The 21,269-nt window shown below is 62.7% G+C and carries 21 protein-coding genes; 15 read left to right on the top strand and 6 right to left on the bottom strand.

The features are described from left to right. The first annotated feature begins 46 nt into the window (after nt 1–46). From APH25_RS16580 to APH25_RS16570, 3 genes are all read left to right on the top strand, one after another. Nucleotides 47–364: an SCP2 sterol-binding domain-containing protein gene (locus APH25_RS16580; protein WP_028633561.1), complete on the top strand. Its 318-nt coding sequence runs from the start codon at nt 47–49 to the stop codon at nt 362–364. Nucleotides 365–556: 192 nt separating this feature from the next. Further along, on the top strand, nt 557–1,624 hold the full coding sequence (locus APH25_RS16575) for a phosphotransferase family protein (RefSeq protein WP_060482671.1): 1,068 nt from the start codon (nt 557–559) through the stop codon (nt 1,622–1,624). Nucleotides 1,625–1,665: 41 nt separating this feature from the next. Beyond that, on the top strand, nt 1,666–2,433 hold the full coding sequence (locus APH25_RS16570) for an SDR family oxidoreductase (protein ID WP_060482670.1): 768 nt from the start codon (nt 1,666–1,668) through the stop codon (nt 2,431–2,433). A 39-nt stretch (nt 2,434–2,472) separates the two neighbouring features. On the opposite strand, the gene APH25_RS16565 is transcribed toward APH25_RS16570, so the two are convergent. Beyond that, nucleotides 2,473–2,823 (bottom strand): hypothetical protein, encoded by a 351-nt coding sequence (locus tag APH25_RS16565; protein WP_028633564.1) that lies wholly within the window; start codon nt 2,821–2,823, stop codon nt 2,473–2,475. A 116-nt stretch (nt 2,824–2,939) separates the two neighbouring features. Between APH25_RS16565 and APH25_RS16560 the strand changes: the two genes are divergently transcribed. After that, nucleotides 2,940–3,230, top strand: a complete 291-nt coding sequence (locus APH25_RS16560; RefSeq protein ID WP_060482669.1) for an RcnB family protein — start codon at nt 2,940–2,942, stop codon at nt 3,228–3,230. Here the strand turns inward: APH25_RS16560 and APH25_RS16555 are convergent, their stop codons facing one another. Continuing rightward, a complete protein-coding gene (locus APH25_RS16555) occupies nt 3,231–4,391 on the bottom strand; it encodes a GGDEF domain-containing protein (protein ID WP_060482668.1) in 1,161 nt (386 codons plus the stop codon). 224 nt (nt 4,392–4,615) lie between these two features. Between APH25_RS16555 and APH25_RS16550 the strand changes: the two genes are divergently transcribed. The 3 genes from APH25_RS16550 (at nt 4,616) to APH25_RS16540 (ending at nt 8,520) form a co-directional block, all read left to right on the top strand. Continuing rightward, nucleotides 4,616–5,002 (top strand): glycine zipper domain-containing protein, encoded by a 387-nt coding sequence (locus tag APH25_RS16550; protein WP_060482667.1) that lies wholly within the window; start codon nt 4,616–4,618, stop codon nt 5,000–5,002. Nucleotides 5,003–5,137: 135 nt separating this feature from the next. Next, on the top strand, nt 5,138–6,967 hold the full coding sequence (locus APH25_RS16545) for an SLC13 family permease (RefSeq protein ID WP_060482666.1): 1,830 nt from the start codon (nt 5,138–5,140) through the stop codon (nt 6,965–6,967). 128 nt (nt 6,968–7,095) lie between these two features. Continuing rightward, the gene (locus APH25_RS16540; protein ID WP_060482665.1) at nt 7,096–8,520 is read left to right on the top strand and encodes a GGDEF domain-containing protein; all 1,425 of its coding nucleotides are present in this window, start codon (nt 7,096–7,098) and stop codon (nt 8,518–8,520) included. 199 nt (nt 8,521–8,719) lie between these two features. Here the strand turns inward: APH25_RS16540 and APH25_RS16535 are convergent, their stop codons facing one another. Continuing rightward, nucleotides 8,720–8,914 carry a hypothetical protein gene (locus tag APH25_RS16535; protein WP_060482738.1) on the bottom strand — a complete coding sequence of 65 codons (195 nt, stop codon included), beginning with the start codon at nt 8,912–8,914 and terminating at the stop codon, nt 8,720–8,722. 396 nt (nt 8,915–9,310) lie between these two features. After that, on the bottom strand, nt 9,311–9,664 hold the full coding sequence (locus APH25_RS16530) for an SH3 domain-containing protein (RefSeq protein WP_028633571.1): 354 nt from the start codon (nt 9,662–9,664) through the stop codon (nt 9,311–9,313). A gap of 233 nt (nt 9,665–9,897) precedes the next feature. On the opposite strand from APH25_RS16530, the gene APH25_RS16525 reads away from it, so the two are divergent. The 5 genes from APH25_RS16525 to fdhE all read left to right on the top strand — a co-directional run bounded on the left by APH25_RS16525 (nt 9,898) and on the right by fdhE (nt 16,047). Further along, nucleotides 9,898–10,083: a hypothetical protein gene (locus APH25_RS16525; protein ID WP_060482664.1), complete on the top strand. Its 186-nt coding sequence runs from the start codon at nt 9,898–9,900 to the stop codon at nt 10,081–10,083. Between the two features lie 482 nt (nt 10,084–10,565). Continuing rightward, complete coding sequence (gene fdnG, locus APH25_RS16520) at nt 10,566–13,616, top strand: formate dehydrogenase-N subunit alpha (RefSeq protein ID WP_082428349.1); 3,051 nt, start codon at nt 10,566–10,568, stop codon at nt 13,614–13,616. Between the two features lie 12 nt (nt 13,617–13,628). Beyond that, nucleotides 13,629–14,510, top strand: a complete 882-nt coding sequence (gene fdxH / locus APH25_RS16515) for a formate dehydrogenase subunit beta (RefSeq protein WP_060482663.1) — start codon at nt 13,629–13,631, stop codon at nt 14,508–14,510. Beyond that, on the top strand, nt 14,510–15,142 hold the full coding sequence (locus tag APH25_RS16510) for a formate dehydrogenase subunit gamma (RefSeq protein ID WP_060482662.1): 633 nt from the start codon (nt 14,510–14,512) through the stop codon (nt 15,140–15,142). The genes fdxH and APH25_RS16510 overlap by 1 nt, the downstream gene beginning before the upstream one ends. Continuing rightward, nucleotides 15,139–16,047: a formate dehydrogenase accessory protein FdhE gene (gene fdhE, locus APH25_RS16505; RefSeq protein WP_060482661.1), complete on the top strand. Its 909-nt coding sequence runs from the start codon at nt 15,139–15,141 to the stop codon at nt 16,045–16,047. Before APH25_RS16510 ends, fdhE begins: the two co-directional genes overlap by 4 nt. Nucleotides 16,048–16,083: 36 nt before the next feature. Here the strand turns inward: fdhE and APH25_RS16500 are convergent, their stop codons facing one another. Continuing rightward, complete coding sequence (locus APH25_RS16500; RefSeq protein WP_060482660.1) at nt 16,084–17,040, bottom strand: aliphatic sulfonate ABC transporter substrate-binding protein; 957 nt, start codon at nt 17,038–17,040, stop codon at nt 16,084–16,086. Between the two features lie 13 nt (nt 17,041–17,053). Continuing rightward, nucleotides 17,054–18,019 (bottom strand): ABC transporter substrate-binding protein, encoded by a 966-nt coding sequence (locus tag APH25_RS16495; RefSeq protein WP_060482659.1) that lies wholly within the window; start codon nt 18,017–18,019, stop codon nt 17,054–17,056. 208 nt (nt 18,020–18,227) lie between these two features. On the opposite strand from APH25_RS16495, the gene APH25_RS16490 reads away from it, so the two are divergent. The 3 genes from APH25_RS16490 to APH25_RS16480 all read left to right on the top strand — a co-directional run bounded on the left by APH25_RS16490 (nt 18,228) and on the right by APH25_RS16480 (nt 21,256). Further along, nucleotides 18,228–19,118: a LysR family transcriptional regulator gene (locus tag APH25_RS16490; protein ID WP_060482658.1), complete on the top strand. Its 891-nt coding sequence runs from the start codon at nt 18,228–18,230 to the stop codon at nt 19,116–19,118. Nucleotides 19,119–19,270: 152 nt separating this feature from the next. Further along, nucleotides 19,271–20,404, top strand: coding sequence for an acyl-CoA dehydrogenase family protein (locus tag APH25_RS16485; RefSeq protein WP_060482657.1), 1,134 nt, complete (start codon nt 19,271–19,273; stop codon nt 20,402–20,404). A 57-nt stretch (nt 20,405–20,461) separates the two neighbouring features. Further along, the gene (locus tag APH25_RS16480) at nt 20,462–21,256 is read left to right on the top strand and encodes a class II aldolase/adducin family protein (RefSeq protein ID WP_060482656.1); all 795 of its coding nucleotides are present in this window, start codon (nt 20,462–20,464) and stop codon (nt 21,254–21,256) included. The last annotated feature ends 13 nt before the right edge of the window (nt 21,257–21,269 follow it).

The raw sequence follows: 21,269 nt of genomic DNA, 5'->3' as shown, positions 1-21,269 counted from the left end.
CAGTGTCCCCTCGGGGACGTGAAAACCACTCTATAAGGAATGCACCATGACCTCCGTAGCTGATGCCGTTAAAAAGATGCAAGAGAAGTTCAACCCATCCGCTGCCGCCGGCCTGGACCTGGTGTTCGGCTTCAATATCACCGACGAAGACAAGCACTACGCCTTGATCGTCAAGGATGGCACTTGCGCGTTGCAGGAGGGCGAAAACCCGGACGCCAATTGCACCCTGGTAATGGACAGCGAAACCCTCAAAGGTATCGTCAGCGGTGAAACCGACGGCATGCAGGCGTTTATGGGCGGCAAACTGCGCGTTGAGGGCGACATGATGCTGTCGATGAAGCTGAGCGAACTGTTCCCGTCCTGATATCAGGGCCGCAACAGCGCAGAAACCGAAGCCAGCCTGGCTTCGGTTTTTTTTCGCCCAAAAAGCGCCACGCATCAACCCCGTTGATTCACCGGCAACACCCCCACCAATGAGCCAGTGGCACGCTTGTTCCACTAGCTGATTGCCATTAGATTGCAAAATAGTCCTTGCGAGCGAGAATAAGGAAACCCCATGACGCTCACCGATCAGTCAGCGCAGGTCCGCCCAGGGGAAGAGCTCGATGCCGCCATCATCGATCAGTACCTCAAGGCACACATCCAGGGCCTGGGCGGCATGCCAAAGGTCAGCCAGTTCCCAGGGGGCGCGTCCAACCTTACCTACCTGATCAGCTACCCGGACCGTGATCTCGTCCTGCGTCGCCCGCCCTTCGGGCAAAAGGCCAAGTCGGCGCATGACATGGGCCGTGAGTTTCGCATCCTCAACCAGCTGAACAGCGGCTTCCCCTACTGCCCCAAGGCCTATGCCCACTGCACCGATACCGGCCTGATAGGCAGCGAGTTCTATGTGATGGAACGGGTCAAGGGCATTATCCTGCGCTCCGACATCCCTGCAGAACTGAACCTGGACGCTGCCCGCACCCAGGCCCTGTGCCACAATTTCATCGACCGGCTGGTCGAACTGCACCAAGTCGACTTTGACGCCTGCGGCCTTGCCGACCTGGGCAAGCCTGAAGGTTATGTACGGCGGCAGATCGCCGGCTGGACCAGTCGGTACGAAAAAGCCCTGACCCCCGATGCGCCCCGCTGGCAGCAGGTAACGGCCTGGCTGCATGACAAGATGCCTGCCGACCACCCGCAGCCGGCCATCGTGCATAACGACTACCGCTTCGACAACGTGATCCTCGACGCCGACAACCCCATGCAGATCATCGGGGTGCTTGACTGGGAGATGGCCACCTTGGGCGACCCGCTGATGGACCTGGGCAACAGCCTGGCCTACTGGATCGAGGCGGCTGACCCAGCCCCGGTGCAACTGATGCGCCGCCAGCCAAGCCATGCACCTGGCATGCTCAGCCGTCGCCAGTTCGTGGAGTATTACGCACAGCGGGCCGGCATCCCGCTGGACAATTTCGATTATTACTATTGCTACGGGCTGTTCCGCCTGGCGGGCATTGTGCAGCAAATCTACTACCGCTATTTCCACGGGCAAACCCAGGACAAGCGCTTTGCCCAGTTCATCCACATGAACCGGCTGTTGGAGCAGATGGCCCTTCAGGTGATCGCAAAATCCAGCCTTTGAGCCGCCCTTCCTACACCAAGGCCCATACCAAGGAACGCACCATGTCGCAGACTCAGCTGTTCGACCTCACGGGCAAGATCGCCTTCGTTTCCGGCGCCAGCCGCGGCATCGGCGAGGCGATTGCGCACCTGCTTGCCCAGCAAGGCGCCCACGTGATTGTTTCCAGCCGTAAACAGGAAGGCTGCCAGCAGGTCGCCGATGCCATCGTGGCAGCGGGCGGCCAGGCCACCGCCATCCCCTGCCACATTGGCGAAATGGAGCAGATCAGCCAGGCGTTCGCAGCCATCCGGCAGCAGTTTGGGCGGCTGGACATTCTGGTCAATAACGCAGCCACCAACCCCCAGTTCTGCAACGTCCTGGACACCGACCCTGGGGCGTTCCAGAAAACGGTCGACGTGAACATCCGGGGTTACTTCTTCATGTCGGTTGAGGCGGGCAAGCTGATGCGCGAGCACGGCGCTGGCAGCATCATCAATGTGGCGTCGATCAACGGCGTTTCACCGGGGCTGTATCAAGGCATTTACTCGGTGACAAAAGCTGCCGTCATCAACATGACCAAGGTATTCGCCAAGGAATGCGCACAATTCGGCATACGCTGCAACGCCTTGCTGCCGGGCTTGACCGACACCAAGTTCGCGTCTGCACTGGTCAAGAACGAGGCAATACTCAAGGCTGCGCTGCAGCAAATTCCCCTCAAGCGTGTGGCCGACCCCAAGGAGATGGCAGGGGCCGTGCTGTACCTGGCCAGTGACGCATCCAGCTACACCACAGGTACAGCGCTGAACGTCGACGGCGGTTATCTGGCCTGATCGCGTCAGCGCTGCCCGAGCCTGGAACCACGGCGCCCGTCAAAGGCAGGTGGCGGCCGCCGCGCGGTGCTGCAGGGAAACCCCGTCGTTTTTCTGTGCGTAGTAGTCCACCTGCACCCCACCTGCCTGCGGATAAACGTCGACGAACGTCTCGGCCTCACGGGTGTACACGGTAAAACCACCCTGTGGGCGGGGCTCCAGGTAGCCGCTGGCATCCTGACCGAACACGCGCTCCTCCTGCCAGCCGAACTGGATGCACTGGGCAACCCGGTCCGCTGCCTTTTGCGAGGTGAGCTTGGCGGTGGGCTCACCTTTGCGGGCTGCCTCCATGGTCGCCGAAGCACAACCGACCAGCACCAACGCTACGGCCACGGGCAAAATCGCACGCATGTTCAGTCCTCGAAGTCTTGAAAAAGAACGCGACTCTAGCACTGCCAGCATCGCGAGTGAATTGTGGCGCACGTTGCGCTGTCTGACGGGGAACATGACGCAACAAGGAAATCGCCATGAAACTGCACTACCTGCTGCTCGCCGCCCTGCCCTGCTTGCCAATGGCCGCCAACGCGGCCACCTCGACAGACGAAAGTGTCCAGAACTCCTCCACCCGTAACCGGGAATTGAAAGAGGGTGACAAGGTTCCCGATCAATTCAAGCGTGAGGATGCCTCGGTTAAGGACTGGAAAGCCAAAGGGCTGCCGGCGCCTGAAAAAGAAAGCCACTGGGTGAAGATGCAAGACCATTACGTACTGGTGCAAACCACCAATGGCGTAATCCTGGCTATCCGCCCCGTCCGTTGATCACCCCAGATCAGCAACTGCTGCCAGGTGCACGGTATTGCGCCCGGCAGCCTTGGCCCGGTAGAGCGCCGCATCGGCTTGTGCGAGCAAGCTTGCAGTGCTGTCTTCACGCCCCGGTTTGCCGCACCACAGGCCCACACTGAAGCGCAGCTCGATCCGGTCACCTGCAAACCAGGCAGGGCTTTGCGCAATCGCCTCGCGCAAGCCGTTCACGGCCCCAATGGCCCCGGCATGGTCGGTACCCGGCAGCAGCAGCAAAAACTCTTCACCGCCATACCTGCCAAGGCTGTCCCCTTCACGCAGGCGCTGCTGCAACTGACGCACGCAGTGGCATAGCACCTCATCCCCGGCCAGATGCCCGTACAGGTCATTGATGCGCTTGAAGTGGTCGATGTCGATCATTGCCACCGCCAGGTGGGTGGCATTTGCACGGGCCCGGTCCAGCTCAACCGCAAAGCGTTCCAGAATGGCGCGCCGGTTGAAGGTGCCGGTCAGCACGTCGCGCAAGGCCAGGTGCTGCAAGCGCGACTCGCTGCGCTCCTTGGCCATCAACACCAAGCCGATTGAGTACATCATCACGGTAACGGTGCCGATGGCCACCGAGACGCTTTGTTTCAGGTTGCTGGTGTCATAACGCATGTCCGCCGCCGTGCCCGTGGCCACCGCCACCACGCGCATGCCCAGGCCCACCAGGCTGATGAGTGCCCCGATCTGCAGCAGCAGGTGAGCACGCCCGGGCCGCTCGGCATGGCGCCGCGCCCAGTACAGAATCATCGCGCACTGCACCATCAGCACCAGTGTCGCCAGCAACATCCGCGGCTCCACGGTGTGCAGCAACAGCATCAGGCCTACCAGCATGCACACCGGGATAACGAAGATGGTGCGCCACGGCACCACCTGTTCGCGCACCCTGAACAAGCTGGCCGTGTAGAACGCCAGCGCCAGCGACAGCAGGCTGTTGCCCACCCCGTAACTCAGCCACAACGGTGCCACTGCATAAACGGTGTAGCAAACATAGGCCAATGCATGCACCAGCAGCCCGCAACCTGTGAGCAGCAGGTTGTCGCGGGGGCTGCTGCGCCCGACCAGCAACAGGCAGAAAGCCAGAATGGTTGCGACCAATGCAACGGCGGCGAACAGCGTAGGGGTATGGGCGATCATCGTGATTCACCAGGTGGCAGGCAGCCGTCTTCATTGCGGCTTGATGTGCAGTTTAGAGCCCTTCAAGGCACTCGGCCATGACTGGTTGAGACAGAAAGGCCGCTTGCCAGCACCGCCCGTCATGCACACTTCCAGATTGGCACACCTCAGGAAACCAAATGCACGTTTTGAAGTCCCAGTGGTTAACGTGGATTCGGCCACCTGACTGATTCGAGGTTTCCATCATGCGCCTGACCCTGCCTTCCCTTGCCCTTGGCCTGCTGCTCTGCCAAAGCGCGTTCGCCGGTGACGGTAATGCAGCCATTGGCGGTGGACTTGGGGGCGCCTTGGGCAATGTCGTTGGCCAGCAACTCGGGGGCCGTACCGGTGCCGCCATTGGTGCTGGCGTGGGCGGTGCCGCTGGCAGCGCGGTCGGCGCTCCCAAGCGCAACCGTACCAAAGCAGCTGTAGGCGGTGGCCTGGGCTCAGCAGGCGGCTCCCTTGTCGGCGGCGCGTTGGGTGGCAGCACCGGCTCAACGATCGGTGCAGGCCTGGGCGGCGCGGCTGGCGGCGCTGTGGGTAACAACATGGGCGACAATGGCGGCAAAAAACACCGCCGCCACCGCCACTGACACCCTCGGCCTGGGGCCGGAATGCGGCCCCGGGCAGGCAAAACCTGCAGCACATCAACACGCCCTTCATCACTTGCTGGCACACTGGTAGCTATCAATGCTTAACGTGCCCTGTGTGAAGGAACACCCCTCCTAATGAACCTAGAGCTGTTTTGGGTCCTCGGTCTGCTGGCCATCGTGGTCATCCTCTTTGTCATCAACCGCCCGCGCATGGACGTGGTGGCGCTGTTGGTCATTCTCGCATTGCCGCTTTCCGGCATCCTCACCGTCGAGCAGGCCCTTGCAGGCTTCAGCGACCCTAACGTGGTGCTGATCGCAGCGTTGTTCGTGATAGGCGAAGGCCTGGTGCGCACGGGTATCGCGTACCGCATCGGCGAGTGGATGAGCGAACGGGCCGGCAACAGCGAAGCACGGCTGCTGGTGCTGCTGATGGTGGCAGTGGCGGGCCTGGGTTCGGTGATGAGCTCAACCGGGGTGGTGGCCATTTTCATCCCGGTGGTGCTCAGCATCGCGGCGCGCCTGCAACTATCACCCAGCCGCCTGATGATGCCACTGAGCTTCGCCGGCCTCATCAGCGGCATGCTGAGCCTGGTGGCCACGCCGCCCAACGTGGTGGTGCACAGTGAGCTGGTGCGCCACGGCGAGCAGGGCTTCAGCTTTTTCAGCTTCACCCCCTTCGGCCTGGTGATACTGGTGCTGGGCGTGGGCTACATGCTGCTGACCCGCCACTGGCTGAGCGGGGAAGTGCGCAAGGACGGGCGCGTGGAGACCCGCCGCACCCTGCTGGACCTGGTGCTGGACTACAAGCTCAATGGCCGCGAGCGCCGGCTGCGCATTCGCCCGCACTCGCCCTTGATCGGCCACACCTTGGGCGAGTTGAAGTTGCGCACGGACCACGGCGCCAACGTCATCGGTATCGAGCGCCAGCACAAATTCACCACCCGCGTGATCGCGCCCGACTCCGGCACAGTGCTGCACCAAGGCGATGTACTGCTGCTGGACCTGTTCGCCAAACGCGACGACCTGCGCAGCCTGTGCCAGACCATGCAGCTGGAGCCCCTGCACTTCAAGGCTGCCTACTTCATAGATCAATCCCAGGAAGTGGGCATGGCCGAGGTATCGCTGCCTCCCGGCTCGCAGCTGATTGGCAAGAGCATCCTCGAACTGGCTTTCCGTTCGCGCTATGACCTCAACGTCGTGGGCCTGCGCCGCGAGCAGGCCGCCATCGAAGCGCAACTGGTGGAGGAGAAGCTGCGCCTGGGCGACACCTTGCTGGTGGTGGGCCCATGGAAGGCAGTGCGCCAGTTGCAGAGCAAACCCAGGGACTTTCTGGTGCTGAGCCTGCCCACTGAAATCGACCTGGTGGCTCCGGCCCGCCGGCGCGCGCCACAAGCGCTGCTGAGCCTGGCGGTGATGGTTGGGCTGATGGTCAGCGGTGCTGTGCCCAATGTGCTGGCCGCACTCATCGGCTGCCTGTTGATGGGCGCAGGCCGCTGCATCGACATGAACAGCGCCTACCGATCCATTCACTGGCAAAGCCTGATACTGATCGTGGGCATGCTGCCTTTTGCCCAGGCGCTGCAAAAAACCGGGGGGATCGACCTGGCGGTCAGTGGCTTGGTCAGCCTGCTTGGCGGGGCCGGCCCCAGTGCCATCCTGGCGTGCCTGTTTGCGGTCACCGCCGTGATCGGGCTGTTCATCTCCAACACTGCGACTGCGGTGTTGATGGCCCCGGTGGCGATTACCACCGCCACGCAGCTGGGCATGTCGCCCTACCCGTTTGCCATGACCGTGGCGCTGGCCGCTTCGGCCGCCTTCATGACACCTGTCTCCTCGCCGGTAAACACCTTGGTACTGGGGCCCGGCCAATACCGCTTCGCGGACTTCGTCAAAGTCGGGGTGCCGTTCACGTTACTGGTGATGCTGGTGGCAGTGATCATGGTGCCCTGGTTCTACGGGCTTTGAGGCCACACAGCACAGCCACTAGCAAAAAGCCATGACTTAGGGCAGATTGACATCAACTAGCAGGACGAAACACACTGATCAGCATTGCCCCAGGTGCCTTCAGCCGTTGTCCTGGATTTCGTTTCCGCTTGTCGGTCGAACCAATGGTTTTTCCAGCCCAATCGCGCCTGCTTTCATATGTCGCTCTGCTCTGCCTGACCTTTGCCCTGACCCTTGGCGGCATCCTGGCACGTCCGATCGAATCCCTTTCGCTGTTCTGGCCCGTGAATGCGGTACTGGCCGGAGTACTGCTGCGCTACCCGCACCACGCCACATTGCCCGCCTTGCTGCTGATATGGCTGGGCATGGTCGCTGCGGACCTGCTATGCGGCAGTGAGTGGGCTCCGGCACTGTGGTTCAACCTGTGCAACATGGGGGTGGTAGCCACCCTTTGGCAGTTGCTGTCGCGCTTGCCACGCCTGCACCGCCGCCTGCGTACCCCACACGGGGTGCTGTGCGTATTTGGCGCCTGTGCGGGCGGTGCGATGGTGGCCGCCAGCATGGCCGCAGCCATGGCGGCCCCCTGGTTCGAACAGTCGGTGCGTGCCACCTGGCTGGCCTGGTTCAGTGAACAGTTTTCTACCAGCGTGCTGGTGCTGCCGGTGCTGCTCACCGCCCCATCAGCACAGGCGCTGATCCGCAGCGGCGGGCAGGCCATACGCTTGTCACCCCTGCTGGTGATGCTGGTGTCGCTCGCATTCAGCATCGCATTCGGCGGGCCCGGCGCCATCGCCTTTCCCATCGCGGCATTGCTGTGGTGTGCCTGGACCTACTCGCCGTTCATGGTTTCGTTGCTCACGCTCACAGCCGGCAGTACGCTGATCGTGGCAGTGGCACAAAACCTCATGCACTTCAGCGTGCCGCAGAGTGAATCAGGCGTCACGGCACTGATGTCAGCGCGCCTTGGCATCGCCATGCTAGTGCTGGGCCCGCTGGTGGTTGCCTGCGTCACTCAGGCCAATCGCAGCCTGATGGCGCGCCTGGCGCATCAGGCCACCGTCGACCACCTCACCGGTACTTTGACCCGCAGCGCCTTCACACGGCGCGCGAACGCGCTGCTCGACAGCCGGCAGCAGCACGCCCAGTTGCTGCCCATGACCCTGATGATGCTCGACATCGACCACTTCAAGTCGATCAATGATGCCCATGGCCACGCCGTAGGGGACCTGGTACTGCGCCAGTTTGCCGACACCCTGCGGGACCAGTTGCACAGCGATGAACTGCTGGCGCGCATGGGCGGCGAGGAATTCGTCGTCATCCTGCCAGGCCTTGCCCCCGACCGGGCCCAATTCACCGCCGAGCGGCTTCGCCGGGCCGTGCAGGACCTGAATGTGCAGCAGGCCGACAAGCGTGTGCAGATTACTGTCAGCATTGGTATTGCAGGTTGCGACGCCGGCCTGCCAACCCCAGCGCTGGACGCACTGCTGGCAAGCGCCGACAAGGCGCTATACCGGGCAAAGGCACAGGGCCGCAACCGTGTAGAACAGGCTGAACCGATGCGCCGGGTTATCTGAGTGGGTTGCGGCATGGCCCACTGCTTTACTGCCTGATTGCCCCGCCTGAGCCCCAACGTGCTCGCCCCAAAAAACACCCCCTGCAGTTGCTCAAATTCTGCTCAATCTAACAGAGGCCGCCGTGGGCTTGGCTTTCAGCACGTTATCCACAGACCTACCCACGTTTTTTGTGGACAGATTTCTGAGCGTGGAGAATGACTTATCCCACAGCCAGCAACGCGGCGTTCGCTAGCTTGACCAGCTCGATCCATTCCCGCGTGCTGATCAGCCCCGCCCGCTCCAACGCCTGCGCATCGTGTAACGCCGTGTGGTAACGCGGCTCGTCGAGCGCCCCCTTGGCCAGGAAACGGGCACGCCACTCCAGCATCGCTGAAGCGCCCTTTTTGCTTTCTATCAACGACTGGACTCCAAGGCATAAGTACCCGCCCGAATGAACGGCGGCAGGAGACTACACGACGCCTTGGTACTTGAGAATGACAGCTGCCTACCGCTGGTCTGCAGTGTCTGGAGAGGCGGGCCTGCCAGAGGGAAGAAGGCAGGCCGGAGGGCTGAGGACCAACAATCAGCTTGGCGGGATGGTACCCAGCAAACCGATAAGGATGGTCAGGACCAGAAAACCACCGAGGAACAGCGCGAGCTTGCCCATTGGAACCTCTACATGACGATACGGGATGCAGCTATTTTCGCGCTTCAGCTGATACGGTTACAGATGCAGGTTTGTAGAAAAAAAGCAGATCAGATTGGCCATGCAATGACAGGATCATCCCTGCGCAGCCCTCTGCGCCTCGCGTCAGGTAAGCTGCCTGAGCTTCTGAGCGGGTAGCCATCCCAGCTCGCCATTGCCATGGCGGCGGCACCATAGCCAACCATTCAAGGGGCGCAGCATCTGCACCAGTTGCCCAGGTTCAGCGTCCAGTTCATGGGCAGAATAATGGTCAAGCGCCCTGCCCTGACCAACACTCAACCGCTCGATCAGTTGCGCGGGCACCCAGCCAGGTTCCTGACCGGTGCAGCTGCACAGGTACCAGTCCTGCCAGCCCGGCTCACCTTCGTAACGCGGGCCTACTTCCAGCAAGGTGCCCTTGGCGAACCGAATAGGGCGCGGGTACTCACTGCGGTGGCTCTCGATCACAACATAGTGCATAGGCCTCTCCTTGGCCGGGAAAACATCGATCGTAGCAGAGGCTGCGCAACCTGCAGCTTGCAGCAAGTTACGGGCGGTGGATTTCCCAATTTGTAGGAATAGTTACCCGGCCATGTAGGACCTTTCGCGATCAAACCCAGTCGCTGTATGAAACATCAGTTTCTCCTACAAATTCGAGCTGATACCGTCCGTCTTTCCTACATCGGCACGGAAGCTACCTACGTGAGAAATTTATGGACACATACGACGCGTCAGCCCTGAAACTGCAGAAAAACTTGCTGAACCTGCGCACTGAGCGCGACCGGCTCATTTCGCAAAACAGGCACAGCGAAGCACAGGCCCTGGAAGCGCCCATCGCACTGCTGGAAGACGCCATCAAACAACTACCGCCCGCCCTCAAACCAGGCACGCTGCAATAGCTGCTCAGCCCGGCGGCGCCTGAAACTTCAGCCCGCCGGGCGTTGCACTTTAGTCGTATTGTTTTTAATTGCCGGGCGGTCACGCGAGGGGTTTATTGATTCAGATCAATACAGTATCTTATTATTTAACCGTATCAGTTACTTCATCGAAACGCTCTATCAATTGATCGAGCCGGCCAATTAGCCCACCCACCGCCAACCCATTAAACTCTGCCCCGCCACGTTAGCAAACGCCCCGGCACGACCGTGATTCAGTCCTTATAATTTTCGAATAACCGGCTGCGCTTTCGTCGTACGAAACAGCACCCTCTCATTGGTCAGGCAGGCCACCTGCCGCCTTCTTGCAACGGGCATACCTATTGATTGCGCCAGCCATGCAAATGGCCGGCGGGCACCCGGCTGCCTGCATTGAACCGGGGCCTTATGTAACCCAGGCCGGGCCTGCCACACCGCGCAGCCACACGCCTGTTGGAGGAACGTTAATGGATCTTGGCAGACGGCAGTTTTTTAAACTTTGCACCACCGGTGCCGCCGCTGTTTCAGCTGCTTCTTTGGGCTTTGGTGCCACCGTGGCCAATGCCAGCCAGTCCCGGCAGTACAAGTTGTTGCGTGCCAAGGAGACCCGTAACAACTGCACCTATTGTTCAGTGGGCTGCGGCATCCTGATGTATAGCCTGGGTGACGGCGCAAAGAATGCCAAGGCGCGCATCTTCCACATCGAAGGCGACCCCGACCACCCCGTCAGCCGTGGTTCGCTGTGCCCGAAGGGCGCAGGCCTGGTCGACTACATTCACAGCGAACAGCGCCTGCTGCACCCCGAATACCGCGCAGCCGGCTCCGACAAATGGGAACGGGTGAGCTGGAACTACGCGATCGACCGCATCGCCCGGCTGATGAAAGATGACCGGGATGCCAACTTCATCGCCCGCAACGCCGACGGCGTCACCGTCAACCGCTGGCTGTCGACCGGCATGCTGTGCTCCTCTGCCGCCTCCAGCGAAACCGGCGCCCTGGACCAACGCTTTACCCGTGCGCTGGGCATCCTGGGCACCGACAGCCAGGCCAGGGTGTGCCATGCCCCCACGGTAGCCGCGCTTGCGCCCACCTTCGGCCGCGGCGCGATGACCAACAACTGGGTGGACATCAAGAACGCCAACGTCGTGCTGATCATGGGCGGTAACCCGGCTGAAGCGCACCCTGTGGGCTTCAAGTGGGTGATCGAGGCCAAGATCCGCAATGGCGCCAAAGTCATCGTGGTCGACCCGCGCTTCAACCGCAGCGCTTCAGTGGCCGATATCTACGCACCGGTCCGTGCGGGCTCAGACATCACCTTCCTGATGGGCATGGTCAACTACCTGTTGACCCACGACCGTATCCAGCATGAATACGTACGCGCCTACACCAATGCCTCGCTCATTGTGCGCAACGACTACCACTTCGACGACGGGTTGTTCAGCGGCTACGACGCCAAGGCACGGCGCTACGACCGCAGCTCTTGGGCCTACGAGCTGGATGACAACGGCCATGCCCGCCAGGACATGACCCTGAGCCACCCCCGGTGCGTGTTCAACCTGCTCAAACAGCACGTCAGCCGCTACACCCCGGAGCTGGTCAGCCAGCTGTGCGGCACACCGCAGGACGACTTCCTGGAGATCTGCGACATCCTGGCCAGCACCAGCGTGCCAGATCGCACTGCTACCTTCCTTTACGCCCTGGGTTGGACCCACCACACCACCGGGGCGCAGATGATTCGCGGCTCCGGCATGCTCCAGCTGCTGCTGGGCAATATCGGCATGGCCGGTGGTGGCGTCAACGCCCTGCGCGGCCACTCCAACATCCAGGGCTATACCGACCTGGGGCTGCTGTCCCAGCGTCTGCCGGGCTACATGAACCTGCCGTCGGACAGCCAGGCCGACCTGCACACCTATTTGCAGCAAACCACGCCCAAGGCCCAGCTGCCCGACCAGGTGAACTACTACCAGCACACGCCCAAGTTCTTCATCAGCCTGATGAAGAGCCTGTACGGCGAAAAAGCCACCCGCGAAAACGACTGGGGTTTCGACTGGTTGCCCAAGTGGGACGACAGCTACGACGTGCTCAACTTCGCCAACCGCATGCACGACGGTAAGGTCAACGGCTATATCGCCCAGGGCTTCAACCCCATCGCCGCATTCCCGGACAAGAACAAGGCAGCCGAGGCACTGGCCAAGCTCAAGTTCCTGGTCATCATCGACCCGCTGGCCACCGAGACCTCCAGCTTCTGGCAGAACCATGGCGAGTCCAATGACGTGGACCCCGCACAGATCCAGACCGAAGTGTTCCGCCTGCCCTCCAGCTGCTTTGCCGAGGAAAACGGCTCTATCGTCAATTCCGGGCGCTGGTTGCAGTGGCACTGGGCCGGTGCTGCGCCGCCCGGCGAGGCCTGGCATGACGGCAAGATCCTTGGCCACCTGTTCATGAAGCTGCGCGAGCTGTACCAGGAAGAAGGCGGCGCCTGCCCTGAGCAGGTGCTGAACATGGCCTGGGACTACAAAGACCCGTACGACCCGGCACCGGAAGAGGTGGCCAAGGAGTCCAACGGCTATGCCCTGGCTGACCTGCACGACGAGCAGGGCAACCTGGTACTGCGCAAGGGCCAGTTGCTGGACAATTTCGGCCAGTTGCGCGACGACGGCAGCACCGCCTGTTTCAACTGGGTGTTCGCTGGCTGCTGGACCGAAGCCGGCAACCAGATGGCCCGGCGGGACAACGCCGACAGCGGGCTGGGCTGCACACCGGGCTGGGCCTGGGCCTGGCCACAGAACCGCCGCATTCTGTACAACCGTGCCTCGGCCGACCCACAGGGCAAGCCGTGGGACGCCAAGCGCAAGGTCATCGGCTGGGATGGCAGCCGCTGGAGCGGCATCGACGTGCCGGACTTCCCGGTAACCGTGCCACCCGGCACCGCCACCCACCCTTTCATCATGTTGCCCGAAGGGGTCGGGCGGCTGTTTTCGGTAGGCGCGATGAACGATGGCCCGTTCCCTGAGCACTACGAGCCCACCGAAAGCCCGCTGGCCAGTAACCCGCTGCACCCCACCGTCAGCAAAAGCCCCACCGCGCGGCTGTATGACAGTGACCGGGCACGCATGGGCAGCCGGGAGGCGTTCCCTTACGTGGCCACCACCTACTCCATCACCGAGCTGTTCCGCCACTGGACCAAGCATTCCCGGCTCAATGCCATCGTCCAGCCTGAGCAGTTCGTCGAGATCGGCGAGCTGCTGGCCAAGGACAAAGGCATCGTGCAGGGCGACCTGGTGCGGGTCAGTACCCAGCGGGGCTACATCAAGGCCAAGGCCGTGGTGACCAAGCGCATTCGCCGCCTGCAGATCGACGGCCAGGCGGTCGACACCATCGGCGTGCCCTGCCACTGGGGCTTCGAGGGCGCCACCCGCAAGGGCTTTCTGGCCAATACCCTGACCCCGGGGGTGGGCGAATCGAACACCAATACCCCGGAATACAAAGCGTTTCTGGTGAACGTGGAAAAGGCCTGACGGAGCCCTATTATGTCCCTGCAATCCCAAGACATCATCCGCCGCTCGGCCACCCACGCCTTCACACCGGCACCCCGCGCACGCGATCACCAGGCCGAGGTGGCCAAGCTGATCGACGTGAGCATCTGCATCGGCTGCAAGGCGTGCCAGGTGGCCTGCAACGAATGGAACGACCTGCGCGACGAGGTCGGCCATAACGTGGGCGTCTATGACAACCCGGCCGACCTTACAGCCGACACCTGGACGCTGATGCGCTTTGACGAGCACGAGAACGAGGCCGGCAAGCTGGAGTGGCTGATCCGCAAGGACGGCTGCATGCACTGCGCCGACCCCGGCTGCCTGAAAGCCTGCCCGCAACCCGGCGCCATCATCCAGTACGCCAACGGCATCGTCGATTTCCAGTCCGAGCACTGCATCGGCTGCGGCTACTGCGTGGCCGGCTGCCCGTTCGATGTGCCACGCATCAGCAAGAAGGACAACAAGGCCTACAAGTGCACCCTGTGCGTCGACCGGGTCACGGTCGGCCAGGAACCGGCCTGTGTGAAAACCTGCCCCACCGGCGCCATCAACTTCGGCAGCAAGGCCGACATGCTGGTACAGGCCGAGGAACGTGTCACCGAGCTGCATGGCCGCGGCTTTGCCGGCGCGGGTATCTACGACCCACAGGCCGTCGGCGGCACCCACGTGTTCTACGTGCTGCAGCACGCGGACAAACCCGAGCTGTACCACAAGCTCAACCCGGACCCGCGCATCAGCACCGCCATCACTGGCTGGAAAGGCTGGCTGAAGCCGGTGGCAGCGGCGGCGTTCTTCGCCACCCTGGCCGGTACCGTATTCCATTACATCGGCGTTGGCCCGAATGAGGTGGAAGAAGACCACGAGGAACACGCGTGATGAACAAGGACAAACTGATTCTGCGTACCCGCTTCATTGACCGGGCCAGCCACTGGTTCATGGTCATCTGCTTCTTTCTGGTGGCCCTGTCGGGGCTGTCGTGGTTCTTCCCGTCGCTGAACTGGCTTAACGGCGTGTTCGGCACGCCGCAGCTCGCGCGTATCCTCCACCCGTTCTTCGGGGTGGTGGTGTTCGTGGTGCTGATGTTCCTGTTTGCGCGCTTCGTGAAATACAACCTGCCCGATAGCCAGGACGCCATCTGGTTTCGCAACGTGAAGACCGTACTCGCCGGGGACCACAGCAAGCCGCTGCAGATTGGCAAGTACAATGCCGGGCAGAAGGTGCTGTTCTGGGGGATCATGGGCCTGATCACCCTGCTGATGCTCAGCGGCGTGGTGATCTGGCGGCCATGGTTCGCACACCTGTTCGATATCGCCCTGATCCGCGTGGCGCTGTTCACCCACGCAGTGGCAGGTATCTGCCTGATCCTGCTGATCATCGGTCACGCCTACCTGGCGTTCTGGGTCAAAGGGTCGATACGCGGCATGGTCACCGGCTACGTGAGCCGTCGCTGGGCCAAGTCGCACCATGACCGCTGGTATCAGCAGATCTCCAAGGGTGACAAGCAATGAGCAGCATCACGGTGGTGCCCGTGGAACAAGCCACCGGCGGCGTCAACGAGATCACCCCGTTGCTGCTGCCGCCCGCAGGGCAGTATTACCAGCAGCGGGCCGCACGCCTGCGCCACCTGGCGCAGGGGCATGAACAGGCCGACTACCTGCTGTTTGCTGCACAGGTGGCGCAGGCTCAACAGGCCTTGCTGCAGCGCTTTCCCGTGCCGGCCGACGAGGTGCAGGCGGTGGTGGCCAACCTGGGCCCGCACGTGCCGTTGGCGGCAGAGCGGCTGGCGCGCTCGGGCTACTGGCAGGCAGCCTTGCAGCAACTGATCGAGCAACTGATGCCTGGCGCCGGCCCGGTACTGGCCGATGCGCTGGCAAGCCTGGCCAACACGCCCCCTGAGCAACGCGAGGGGGCGGCTGACCACCTGCTGCAGGGCCGCTACGACCAGGTAAACAGCGGCCAGGCCGTGCTCCTGTGGGCGGCGTTGATGCTGTACGCCGGCCAACTGGCTGCGGCCCTGCCGGTCACGGCCAACGCCGCAGTGGGCGAACATCGCCAGTATTGCCCGGTGTGCGCCAGCGCCCCCATCGCCAGCGTGATCATGACCGGCAAGCGCAACGGCTTGCGCTACCTGCACTGCAGCCTGTGCGAAAGCCGCTGGCACATGGTGCGGGTCAAATGCAGCAATTGTGAACAGACCGGCAAGCTGGACTACTGGTCGCTGGACCGGCAGGCCAGCCCGGTGAAGGCCGAAAGCTGTGGTGACTGTGGCAGCTACCTGAAAGTGTTGTACGACGAGCACGACCAGGGGCTGGAGGTGGTGGCCGATGACCTGGGTTCGCTGGTGCTCGATGCCGAAATGCAGCGCGAAGGGTTTGCCCGTAGCAGCTTCAACCCGTTTCTGTTCCCGGGTTGAGTGCGGGTGGGGACGCATTACCGGCCCCACCCAGCCTCAACGCGCAGCCGGTTCGAACAACGTCACGGCCGTCGCATCCACGGCCTTCGGTAGCAACCCCTCACGGTAGAACGCATCGGCAATCTGCTGTTGCTCCACCAGGTTTTCCGGCCTCACCGGCTGCACGTCATAGCTGCGCCGGGCGTTGGCCTGCTGCACCGTTGCGCTGTCCAGGTTGCCCCACAAAGGCCCCAGAATCCGCGCTGCCGCCACGGGGTTGGCTTTGGTCCAGGTGCCCACGTCGCGCAGGGCCAGGTACACCTGCTGCAACACCTGTGGGTGCGCCTGGGCATAGTCGCTGCCCGCCAGGTAATAGCGCTGGTAGCTGGCCAACTGACTGCCATCAGCCAGAACCCGTGCGTTTTGCTGACGCTGGGCACTGGCGACGTACGGGTCCCAGGTCACCCAGGCGTCCACCTTATGGTTCTCGAAGGCCGCGCGCCCATCGGCAGGGATGAGGTAAGCCGGGGTGATGTCCTTGAAGGTCAGCCCGGCCTTGGCCAGCGCCTGGATCAGCAGGTAATGGCTGCCCGCCGCCTTTGTGACAGCAACACGCTTGCCCTTTAGATCAGCCAGTGTGCGGAGCGGCGAGTCCGCCGGCACCAGAATGGCCTGGGCAGTGGGCGACGGTGCTTCCCGGGCAAAGTAGGTAAGCCTTGCGCCGGCGGCCTGGGTGAACACCGGCACCGTGTCGGCCACGTCGGCCGACAGGTCCACATTGCCCAGGTTCAGTGCTTCGAGCAGCGGCAACCCACTGGGGAACTCGTGCCAGCTGACGCGTATGCCCTGCGTACTCAGGCGTTGTTCCAGGCTGCCACGGGCCTTGAGCAAGGTAATCAGGGTAGAGGACTTCTGGTAGCCAATCCGCAGGGTCTGCTCGGCGCTGGCCAGGTTCGGCAGCAAGGCACTGGCCAGCAACGCCAGGCCCAGTTGGCGCAGTTTCTTCAAAGGCATGTACGTCTCCGGTTCAGGGTTGCTTGGCCAGTGGGCCGTTGGCGGGCACGGTGAAGCCTGTGGCGAATGTGGGGGCGACGTCTAGGCGCTGACTCATCAGCCCGTGGGCGTGATAGAAGTCGGCGGTGTCTTGTTGCTCGCCGATGGTCTGCGGGTCGATGACCTGCCAGTGCAACTGCCGGCGCTCGAACTGCAGGCGGGCTGCCTCTTGCGGGAAACCGATGATCGCCGCCAGGGTTTTTGAGTAGCTGTCCAGGTGCTGGTAGGCCCACCCTTGTGCGCCTGCAAGGCGGTTCAGGTAGTCCTGCAGTGCCTCACGCTTGGCCACCTGCCCCAGTGCTTGATCGGTGGCTGCCAGAAAGCTGTTGCCGCTGGAAAGCCCACGCCCGTTTACCAGCACCCTGCCCTGCCCGCTGGTTTCTGCCAGCGCCGTATAGGGTTCCCAGGTCGACCAGGCATCTACCGAACCGTTGGCCAGGGCGATCTTGGCATCTACCGGCCCCAGAAAACGGAACTCCACGTCCTTGTCACTGAGGCCTGCCTGGTCCAGTGCCTTGAGGGCGAGGTGGTGGCCTATGGAACCGCGACCGGTTGCGATGCGCTTGCCCTTGAGCTCGGCGGCACTGTGCAACGGTGCATCGGGGCGCACCAGCAAGGCCGTGCCGTAGGGGTCGGACTTGTCCACGGCAATGGCCTTTACCGGCGCACCCGAAGCCAGCACGAACAGCAGCGGGGCATCGCCGATGATGCCTGCATCAATGGCCCCCGCATTCAGCGCTTCGGCAAGCGGGGCCGCAGCGGGGAACTCGGCCCAGCGGATGTCATAGGGCAGGTCGCGCAACGCATCGGCGGCCTCCAACTGGGCACGCATGTTGCCCTTCTGGTCACCAATGCGCAGGGTCAGCCGCTCGCTGGCGCCGGCATGGGCCGCGACCAGCAGCGCAGCTGTCAGGGTGAGCAGTTTGGATAGGAATGGCATGGTGGTCCTCAGCAATTGCAGCAGCGCAGGGTGCGCCGGGGACACCGACTCTAACCAATCGTGAAAAATAGATTAAATTGATTTTAGGAATAACCTAATATGCATAATTCATTATCACGCCGGGGCTTGCGTGTAACATGGCAGGCATTACGCTAATGCCCGATTATGCTAATCCCTTATTTCCCGCCCAATCTGGTGAACACAGCTCATGAAAATCGATGATATGGACGCCTTCGTCGCGGTCATTCGTTGCCAGTCCACCAACCTTGCTGCAGAGGCGCTGCAACTCACCCAGCCGGCGATCACCCGGCGCTTGCAGAACTTCGAGGAAGACCTGGGGGCCACCCTGCTCGACCGCCAGACCAAGCCGCTGAAGCCCACACCCATGGGGCTGCGGGTATACGAGCAATGCAAGGCGATCCTGCGCGAGATCGACTCATTGCGTGAGCTGGTGGCCAATGATGGCGCGCCCTCCGGCACCTTGCGCCTGGGTGTACCGCAAACCCTGGGTGATGTGGTGTTGCTCCAGGCATTGGCGCAAATCCGCGAGGTGTACCCGCAACTGCGCACTCAAGTGAGCAGTGGTTGGGGCAGCAGCCTGGTAACGCGCATGGAAAACGGCGAACTGGATGCCGCTGCCGCGTTGTTTCCGCCAGGCAAGATCTTCCCCGAGGGCATTGCCAGCCGCTCGATCGGACGCATGCCGCTGAAAGTGGTGTCAGCCAGAAGCGGCGCCAGCAAGCGCAGCTACAAGCTCAGGGACTGCTACACCCGCGGCTGGGTGCTCAACCCCGACGGTTGCGGCTTCCGCGCCGGCTTGCAGCGCGCCTTGAGCGAACAGGGCCTGAGCCTTTCGATCAACCTGGAAACCTTCGGCACCGAGCTGCAACTGGGCCTGGTTGCCAATGGCCAGGGCCTTGGGCTGGTGCCAGAGCCGCTGCTGCAGGCCAGCCGCCACCGCGACGCACTGGAAGTGCTCAATGTCAGTGATTTCAAGCCACAGGTGGACTTGTGGCTGTTCCACCCGCGCTACCTGGGCAACCTGCAAGACCCGGTCGAGCTGTTCGGAAACGTGGCCGGGCAACAGCTGCTTGAGTAAGAATCGCTCAGCCTTAAATGCGAGTTACGCATAAACATCAGGCATATAAATTAGCAGAACAAATAATTAGCTTAGAACAAATAAGCCTTTTACAGCGCCCATCCATAAGAATACGGTCTTAGCCACACACCGTCATTCAGGGATGAAGCCCCATGAGTCACCCGTCCGACAGCGCACTTGCAGAGCTGACGCTGGCGCTCGCCGCCAACGCCGAACGTTATGACCGCAGTGCCAGCTTTCCTCAGGACAACTTCGACCTGCTGCACCGCCATGGCCTGTTGGCCCTGACCGTACCCACGGCGCTGGGCGGCGGCGGTGCAGACCTCGTCACCGCCCGGCGGGTGATCGGTGCCGTGGGCAAAGGTGACCCTGCCACCGCCCTGATTCTGGTGATGCAGTACCTGCAACACGCTCGCCTGCAGGCCAATACGCAGTGGCCGGAGTACCTGCGCCAGCGCGTGGCGCGGGATGCCGTGCAGCACGGCGCGCTGATCAATGCCTTGCGCGTCGAGCCCGAACTGGGCACCCCGGCCCGCGGCGGCTTGCCTGGCACCGTCGCCCGCCGCAGCGCCGCTGGGTGGCGCATCAGTGGGCAAAAAATCTACTCAACCGGCAGCCATGGCCTGACCTGGATGCTGGTGTGGGGCCGCACGGATGAAAGCGACCCGCGCGTAGGCAGCTTCCTGGTGCACCGCGATACCCCGGGTATCACCATCGTCGACGACTGGGACCACCTGGGCATGCGGGCTACCTGCAGCCACGAGGTTCGCTTCGATGACGTGCAGATTCCGCTGGACCACGCCGTGGCCCTGAGCCCCGCCAGCGCCCCCACCGCCGACCTCGATCCCCAGAGCCTGCTATGGATGGCGGTACTGCTGCCTGCCGTTTACGACGGCGTAGCCCAGGCCGCACGCGACTGGCTGGCAGGGTTTCTGAACCGGCGCGCACCCACGAACCTGGGCGCGCCACTGGCCAGCCTGCCGCGCTTCCAGGACGTTGTGGGGCGTATCGATACCTTGCTGTTCGCCAACCGCAGCCTGCTGGATTCGGCCGCCGCCGGCTTCATCGACCCGCTGCATACCGGGCAGATCAAGCACCTGGTAAGCGCCAATGCCATCCGCGCGGTCGAGTTGGCAATCGAAGCCGCCGGCAACCCCGGCCTGTCACGGCGCAACCCGCTGGAGCGGCACTACCGCGACGTGCTCTGTAGCCGTATCCATACCCCGCAGGATGACGTGATCTTCGCCCAGGCCGGCCGCGCCGCCCTCGCCCAGGCCGCGCCATGAACGCGCCAACCACCGCCCTGCGCAACACATGCCGTCATTGATTACTGGAGCCCCATCATGAACGCCCTGTCCGCCGTAAGCCCTGTCGCCGAACATGTCCGCGACCGCGTCAGCCCCGAGGAATGGGAGGTACGGGTAAAACTGGCCGCCGCCTACCGCCTGGCCGCCCTGTTCCGTTGGACCGACCATATCTACACCCACTTCTCGGCCCGCGTGCCCGGCCCGCATGAACACTTCCTGATCAACGCCTTCGGCCTGCTGTTCGACGAAATCACCGCGTCCAACCTGGTGAAGGTGGATGTGGACGGCACCCTGATCGATGACCCGCTGGGGTTGGGGATCAACCAGGCCGGTTATGTAATCCACAGCGCCATCCACCGCGCCCGGCCTGACCTTGCTGCGGTGCTGCACACCCACACCCGTGACGGCGCCGCGGTATCGGCACAACGCGGCGGCCTGCTGCCCATTTCCCAGCATGCCTTGGCGTACTACAGCCGCGTGGCGTACCACGAGTACGAAGGCGTGGCGCTGGACCTGGACGAGCAGCAGCGGCTGGTCGCCAACCTGGGTGACAGCAACATCCTGATCCTGCGCAACCACGGGCTGCTCACCGGGGGCATCAGCGTGGAACACGCCTTCCGGGAGCTGCATGGCCTGGAGCGGGCCTGCAACATCCAGATTGCCGCGCAGGCAGGCGGCAATGACCAACTGCGCCATGCCTCGCCTGCCGCCATCGCCAAGGTCCACGAACAATCCAAGCGCTTTTCCGACGGCAAGGGCGAAGGCATCCAGCGGCACTGGGATGCGCTGGTCCGGCAACTGGACCGCGAAGGCCGCGCGTATCAGGACTGATTCAAGCACTACC

Origin of the sequence: Pseudomonas sp. NBRC 111119 (assembly GCF_001320125.1) — a bacterium.
Lineage (GTDB): Bacteria > Pseudomonadota > Gammaproteobacteria > Pseudomonadales > Pseudomonadaceae > Aquipseudomonas > Aquipseudomonas parafulva.
Note: the sequence above shows the minus strand (reverse complement) of the source record. Positions and strands in the feature narration are given on the sequence as shown.

Bases quoted from the DNA above. Each gene is read 5' to 3' on its own strand.
- APH25_RS16495 (WP_060482659.1), bottom strand. From the start codon at position 18,019: ATGCCATTCCTATCCAAACTGCTCACCCTGACAGCTGCGCTGCTGGTC.
- fdhE (WP_060482661.1), top strand. From the start codon at position 15,139: ATGAGCAGCATCACGGTGGTGCCCGTGGAACAAGCCACCGGCGGCGTC.
- APH25_RS16510 (WP_060482662.1), top strand. From the start codon at position 14,510: ATGAACAAGGACAAACTGATTCTGCGTACCCGCTTCATTGACCGGGCC.
- APH25_RS16570 (WP_060482670.1), top strand. From the start codon at position 1,666: ATGTCGCAGACTCAGCTGTTCGACCTCACGGGCAAGATCGCCTTCGTT.
- APH25_RS16485 (WP_060482657.1), top strand. From the start codon at position 19,271: ATGAGTCACCCGTCCGACAGCGCACTTGCAGAGCTGACGCTGGCGCTC.
- APH25_RS16480 (WP_060482656.1), top strand. From the start codon at position 20,462: ATGAACGCCCTGTCCGCCGTAAGCCCTGTCGCCGAACATGTCCGCGAC.
- APH25_RS16530 (WP_028633571.1), bottom strand. From the start codon at position 9,664: ATGCACTATGTTGTGATCGAGAGCCACCGCAGTGAGTACCCGCGCCCT.
- APH25_RS16490 (WP_060482658.1), top strand. From the start codon at position 18,228: ATGAAAATCGATGATATGGACGCCTTCGTCGCGGTCATTCGTTGCCAG.
- fdnG (WP_082428349.1), top strand. From the start codon at position 10,566: ATGGATCTTGGCAGACGGCAGTTTTTTAAACTTTGCACCACCGGTGCC.
- APH25_RS16565 (WP_028633564.1), bottom strand. From the start codon at position 2,823: ATGCGTGCGATTTTGCCCGTGGCCGTAGCGTTGGTGCTGGTCGGTTGT.
- APH25_RS16545 (WP_060482666.1), top strand. From the start codon at position 5,138: ATGAACCTAGAGCTGTTTTGGGTCCTCGGTCTGCTGGCCATCGTGGTC.
- APH25_RS16550 (WP_060482667.1), top strand. From the start codon at position 4,616: ATGCGCCTGACCCTGCCTTCCCTTGCCCTTGGCCTGCTGCTCTGCCAA.
- APH25_RS16575 (WP_060482671.1), top strand. From the start codon at position 557: ATGACGCTCACCGATCAGTCAGCGCAGGTCCGCCCAGGGGAAGAGCTC.
- APH25_RS16580 (WP_028633561.1), top strand. From the start codon at position 47: ATGACCTCCGTAGCTGATGCCGTTAAAAAGATGCAAGAGAAGTTCAAC.
- APH25_RS16500 (WP_060482660.1), bottom strand. From the start codon at position 17,040: ATGCCTTTGAAGAAACTGCGCCAACTGGGCCTGGCGTTGCTGGCCAGT.
- fdxH (WP_060482663.1), top strand. From the start codon at position 13,629: ATGTCCCTGCAATCCCAAGACATCATCCGCCGCTCGGCCACCCACGCC.
- APH25_RS16560 (WP_060482669.1), top strand. From the start codon at position 2,940: ATGAAACTGCACTACCTGCTGCTCGCCGCCCTGCCCTGCTTGCCAATG.
- APH25_RS16555 (WP_060482668.1), bottom strand. From the start codon at position 4,391: ATGATCGCCCATACCCCTACGCTGTTCGCCGCCGTTGCATTGGTCGCA.
- APH25_RS16525 (WP_060482664.1), top strand. From the start codon at position 9,898: ATGGACACATACGACGCGTCAGCCCTGAAACTGCAGAAAAACTTGCTG.